The 5,467-nt window shown below is 62.8% G+C and carries 5 protein-coding genes and 1 pseudogene; 2 read left to right on the forward strand and 4 right to left on the reverse strand.

Going from position 1 to position 5,467, the window contains the following annotated elements; all coding sequences use genetic code 11:
- On the forward strand, window positions 1-819 hold an 819-nt coding region (locus A5906_RS22190; protein ID WP_080137453.1), incomplete at its 5' end, for a transposase.
- A gap of 6 nt (window positions 820-825) precedes the next feature.
- Here the strand turns inward: A5906_RS22190 and A5906_RS22195 are convergent.
- From A5906_RS22195 to A5906_RS22215, 4 genes and pseudogenes are all read right to left on the reverse strand, one after another.
- Complete coding sequence (locus tag A5906_RS22195) at window positions 826-1,053, reverse strand: hypothetical protein (RefSeq protein WP_080137557.1); 228 nt, start codon at window positions 1,051-1,053, stop codon at window positions 826-828.
- A gap of 176 nt (window positions 1,054-1,229) precedes the next feature.
- On the reverse strand, window positions 1,230-2,168 hold the full coding sequence (locus A5906_RS22200; RefSeq protein WP_080137454.1) for a YVTN family beta-propeller repeat protein: 939 nt from the start codon (window positions 2,166-2,168) through the stop codon (window positions 1,230-1,232).
- A 2-nt stretch (window positions 2,169-2,170) separates the two neighbouring features.
- A complete protein-coding gene (locus A5906_RS22205) occupies window positions 2,171-2,737 on the reverse strand; it encodes an SRPBCC family protein (protein ID WP_080137455.1) in 567 nt (188 codons plus the stop codon).
- Window positions 2,738-3,606: 869 nt separating this feature from the next.
- Window positions 3,607-4,363: pseudogene (locus A5906_RS22215) on the reverse strand (AAA family ATPase).
- Between the two features lie 276 nt (window positions 4,364-4,639).
- Here A5906_RS22215 and A5906_RS44800 point away from each other — a divergent pair.
- On the forward strand, window positions 4,640-5,467 hold an 828-nt coding region (locus tag A5906_RS44800), incomplete at its 3' end, for a DUF1217 domain-containing protein (protein ID WP_245326848.1).

A 5,467-nucleotide genomic window follows, 5' to 3' on the forward strand; every position in this document is an offset into this window, starting at 1 on the left:
GCAAAGGCGGGCGTCGAGCGGGTCGGGATCGAGGCGACCGGTGGTTACGAGCGTGGGGTGGTCAGGCACCTGCAGGCGGCGGGCTTTGTTGTTCTGGTTCTCCAACCACTCCAGGTGCGGGCCTTCGCGCGCCTGCACCGTCAGAGAGCCAAAAATGATGCCCTTGATGCGGCTTTGATTGCCGCATGTGCGGCCGTAATCGAACCGCATGAGATTGGGCAGGATTTGCGACTGACTGCGCTTGCCGATGCCCTGACCTTCGTCGAACAAATCGAGGAGGATATCGCTCGCTTCAAGACCAGGCTCGAGCACATCGGCGAACCGCGCCTTAAACGAATGGTTCTCGCCGACATTGCGCGGCTCAAGGTACGAAGACTCGCGCAGCTGCGCCTCATTGCCAAGCAATTGCGCGCTCACCACGATCTGGCTGTTCGATTGGATCTCGTGATGAGCGTGCCGGGTATTGGCGAGCGCACCGCGCTGGCCCTGATTATCCGGATGCCCGAGCTCGGCCTTATCAGCCGGGAGCAGGCATCGGCGCTCGCCGGGCTCGCGCCTTTCGATGACGACAGCGGAAAATACAAGGGCCAGCGCCACATCGCCGGCGGCCGGGCCCGCCTTCGGCGCTCCCTTTACGCTGCGGCGCTCCCAGCTGCCTTCCGCTGGAACAAGGCGTTGATGAACCTCTACAGCCGCCTCACAGCCGCTGGAAAAGCGCACAGCGTTGCTCTTATCGCCTGCGCCAGGAAGCTCCTCATCTACGCCAACACCGTTGTTGCTAGAGGCACGCCCTGGCTCCAAAATACCGCCGCGACTTAATGGTTGCTACGCGCCTCCGCCCCGCGGCTCGTGCTTCTCCAGCGACTTCGCGATGCGTTCCAGATAGCCGTTCATCCGCCGGGTCTCGGTAACCTGCTGCTCGTAGAGCTCGATCAGGCTCACCCCCGACTTGCTGCGCGCCTGCATTCCGGCCCGGCGAGAGAACCAGAACCACAGCCCGATCAGCAACAGGAACGGCAACCACGACACCGCAAGCTCAACCCACTTATCCATTGCAAACGTCTCCACTCGGCGCATGTCCCGGCGCAATTGAGTCCTGGATAGCATCTGTCGTGGCAGCACAACGTCCGGTTCGATCGTGGTTCGTAGCCCGGACGGAACGAAGCGCAATCCGGGACAATGCCCCGCATTCCGCTTCGCCTCATGTGGGCTACGGCAGCACCGGTACCCTACTCCGTCCTGCGCAAGAACGCCCCGAACGCGCGCGGGCCGTCGCCGGTCTTGACCTCGCCGACGACCTTCAGCTCCGCGGCATCGATGATATCGAGCGTGTTGCTCTCCCAGCAGGCGACGATGATGCGCTTGCCGTCGGCAGTCGCATTGATGCCTTCGGGATAGTCGCCGACATTGATGCGCTTGACCGGCCTCAGGGTCGAAAGGTCGAACACGCTGACGGTGCCGCCATATTGGTCGGTGACGAAGCCGCGCCCCTGCGCCAGCGCCACCGCATAGGGACGCATCCCGACCGGCACGCGGCCGATCTCGCGCGCCTCCGCGATGTCGATCACGGAGACGTCGTCGGAGCCGACATTGGCGCTGTAGGCGCGCCTGCCCTCGGCATCGATGGTGACGCCGAACGGACGCGTGCCGACCTTGATGGTCGCCTTGCGCTGGCGCGTTGCGGTGTCCACGATGGAGACGCTGTCGTCGTCGCGGTCGGCCGAGAGCAGCAGCTTGCCGTCAGGCGTCACCGCCAGCCCCGACGGCGAGGCGCCGACCGCGATGCTGGCCGTGAGGCTGCGTGAAGCCGCATCGATCACCCGCACCGCCGCCGCATACCAATCCGCGACATAGACGGTGCGGCCATCAGGTGCCACGGCAATGCCGAGCGGCCCGCCGCCGACCTCGATCCGTCCCGTCACCTGCCGCGCGGCGGCGTCCACCACCGTCACCGCCTTGGCGTCCGGGCTCGTGACATAGGCAAAGCGCCCGTCGGCGCTGACGGCGATGCCGGCCGGCTTGCCGCCGATCGGGATGGTCGCAACGCTGTGCGGGCCGGCGAGGTCCACCACCATCAGATCGTCGCTGAGCTGGTTGGTGATGAATGCCTCTTCGGCTGACGCCTGGGCGATGCTGGCGGCCAGCGCCGCCAGGACCAGGACCCGCACGGTCAGCTTCCGCTCTCGATCTTCTTCTTCAGCGCCTCGAGACCGGCCTTGTAGAGCCCGCTCACGGCGGTCTTGGCGGCCTCGTCGCTCAGCTCGGGCGGCGGATCGTTGTTGGGATAGCCGCGGTAGAACGCGCCGGCCCATTCCAGCGTCGTGCCCTTGCCGTCGGCGCTCGGCGTCACCGTCAGCGTCGAGGAATAATTGGTGACCGGCAGCACCTTCACGTCGACTGTGGTGATCCGGTAGGAATAGGTCATCGCGGCGGCGTCGAACTTGTAGAGCTCCTCGTCCACGGTGGCGCCACCGGTCAGCGTCAGCTTCCGCGTCGCGCCGATCTCGTTGCCCTTCTCACCCTCGGTCTTGGTGACGGGCGGCAGCCAGCTCATGTCCTGGAAATTGCCGATCGCGGCCCACACTTTCGCCGGAGCAGCGTTGATCTCGATGGATTCCCGAACCTTCTGCCGGGTCGGTCCGTGGGCCCAGGCCGGCCCGAACGCCGTCGTCAGGGCCATCCCCACCACCGCCAGCGCCGCCACCCCGGCGAGCGCCGTTCCGCTTCTCATCCTCATCTCGTTTCCTCACTCTTCAATCTGCGCGACTTGAGGCGCGCTAAGGCCATGGTAACGCATTTTTGGACCGTGGCGAGACCGGTTCGCGGCACCGCTGTGGCCGAGAGGCTCGCCTGTCCACACCATCCCTTGCGTTGCCCGACGGGCAAAACACGCAAGATCCCGGTCAATGCGTCAGGATGAAAATAATTCGCTTTACTAGAATTCGGAATTATCGCATGTTGCAGCCATCCCAGCCCGGTCCGAGGGGCGTATCGCGATCGTCACGACACGCGGGAGGGGACGTGGTGGACGCAAGGCGGCGTCGGCGCGAAGGCGGTTTGCAGGGCGGGTCACTCCGTGAGCAACGGCTTGCGCGCATCCGACCGGCGCAGCCCGCGTACGGCATCTTGTGGTCCTGGCGCCCGGGGTCTGTGCGCCAAGGCTTGCGGTGATGTGCCTGCCCGACCGGGCACGTGCATCAGCCATCCGCAAGGCGACGGGGGCAATAGTGCATCGCTCCCCGGGGAGAGCACGACATAAGCCGTCAAACCACTGCGCAGGGAAGGCCGTGTGTTGGGCTTCACCTGTATGCCGCTGTGCAGCTTCTCGTAGCGCAAAATTTTCGCACAGTGGACCGTGGGTGCCAGCCGGCACCCGGCCTTCCCTGCGCCCTCGGCACCTTCGAGGGCGGTGATTGCCGCAAAGCTCGGGCATGGTGTGCCGCGAGAACGGGAAAGTGTATCACGATTTGAGGTCGATGCAGGCCTCCTCCTCCCCGTCATGGCGAGCGCAGCGAAGCAATCCAGGCTGCCGCCGCGGAAAGGTTCTGGATTGCTTCGATGCGCTCGCAATGACGATCGAGACAGCGAGCGTCAGGGGCCCCTCACCTATTCAGCCAACGTCGCCTGCACGAAGCCGCGTGGATCGTCGCAGAACTCGCGCATGACCCGGTAATGGTCGGTTTGCTCCACCGTGACAGGCTCGAGCCCGTATTTCCCGAGCCGCAACAGATGCGCGTTGGGATAGGTCATCAGCATCGGCGAATGGGTTGCCATGATGACCTGGCAGATGCGGGACTCCTCCATGCGTCGCAGCACCTTCAGGAATTCGATCTGACGACAGGGCCGATTCAGGCTCGTCGAAGATGAAAATGCCCTGGCGCTGGCACCGCTCCTCGAAGAATCGCAGGAAACCTTCGCCGTGGGAATGCGAGAGGAAATCCGGGCCGACCTGCCCGGCGTCACGTGCGGCCTTGTCGAGGTACCGCGCGACCGAGAAGAAGCTCTCCGCGCGAAAAAACCAGCCATTGGTGATCTTCGGCAGCCAGCTTGCGCGCAATGCCCTGGAAAGCTGGCCGCCCATCTTCTCCCGCGCTTCGGAGTGGTCGACCGGCATGTAGCCCTTCCCGCCCCCGGCGTCGTCGTAACCGGCGAGCGCTGCAATGCCCTCGAGGATCGTCGACTTCCCGGTGCCATTCTCCCCGACGATGACCGTGATGGCGGCCTCGAAGTTGAGCTCGAAATCATCCGGAAAGATCGGCAGGCAGAACGGATAAGCCTCGCGGTCGCGGACTTGCGATGGATCGAGCCAAACCCGTTTCAGGTACGGCGGCAGGTTGATCGTTCGACTGCTTCTTCGGCTCATGCTCGCCTTCCAGCCCGTTCCGATCCACTCCTGCCTGGAACATATCAAGAACACCATCTTCGCGAAAGCTGCATCTGCGAAGCATATGGAAACACACGGCAACAAAGCACGGCATGCGTCATCTGAACACACGCTAAAACTTTAGATTGTGACCCAGAATCACCTTAAGAAAACGCAGCTATGAGACAACAGCTGGCATGAGGCCAGCTCCCCGCCTCGCGACCCGGCAATGATTGACGGAAGTCCAGGACCGCACGACGCCGCGAGGAATGCGCGATGGTATCAACGTATTTCAGCTACAACTACATCTCGCATCATCTCAAGCAGTCCCTGACGCGGGTCGAACAGCAACCCGACGTCGCGCGCGAAGCCGCCTATTACAAGGCCAACATCGGCAAGGTGAAGACCGTCGATGATCTCATGAAGGACTATCGCCTCTATCATTATGCGATGAAGGCGTATGGTCTGGAAGACATGGCGTATGCCAAGGCCTTCATGAAGAAGGTGCTTGAGAGCGACCTCTCCGACGCCAACAGCTTCGTCAACAAGCTGGTCGACAAGCGTTACCGCGAGTTTGCCGAGGCATTCTCCTTCACGAGCGGTATAAAGCCCGTTGCGCAATCGGAGGATCAGATCGACGAGATGATCGGTCTGTACACGGCAACCAAGAAGAGCCAGGTCGACGCGCTTGCCGACGACACGAAATACTACAGCGTCCATATCGGCAGCATCAGCAATGCGGACCAGCTCCTGAACGACGACCGTCTCCGCAACTACGTCTATTCGGCATTCGGGATCGATCAGAGCAAGTGGCCGAGCGACACGATAAGTCAGGTCCTGCGCAGCGATCCATCCGATCCGAACAGCTACGTCAACACCACCTTCGCGTCTCAGTTGCCCGGCCTCAACGCCCAGCTCGCCCAGGCCAAATCGGACGTGAGCGCCACCAATGCGAAGATCGCCGACTACACCGCCCAACTCTCGCAGCCAGGCGCTGACGTGGCTCAGTTGAACGTCCAGATCCTGGTCGAAAAATATCACCTGGATTCATACACAAAGAGCATTTCCAGCCTCAACGACCAGATCGCGGCGGTTGGAAATTTT

It is taken from the genome of Bradyrhizobium sacchari (genome assembly GCF_002068095.1).
Classification (GTDB): domain Bacteria; phylum Pseudomonadota; class Alphaproteobacteria; order Rhizobiales; family Xanthobacteraceae; genus Bradyrhizobium; species Bradyrhizobium sacchari.

Coding starts and splice junctions, on each gene's coding strand:
- A5906_RS22205 (WP_080137455.1), bottom strand. CDS start 2,737: ATGAGGATGAGAAGCGGAACGGCGCTCGCCGGGGTGGCGGCGCTGGCG.
- A5906_RS22195 (WP_080137557.1), bottom strand. CDS start 1,053: ATGGATAAGTGGGTTGAGCTTGCGGTGTCGTGGTTGCCGTTCCTGTTG.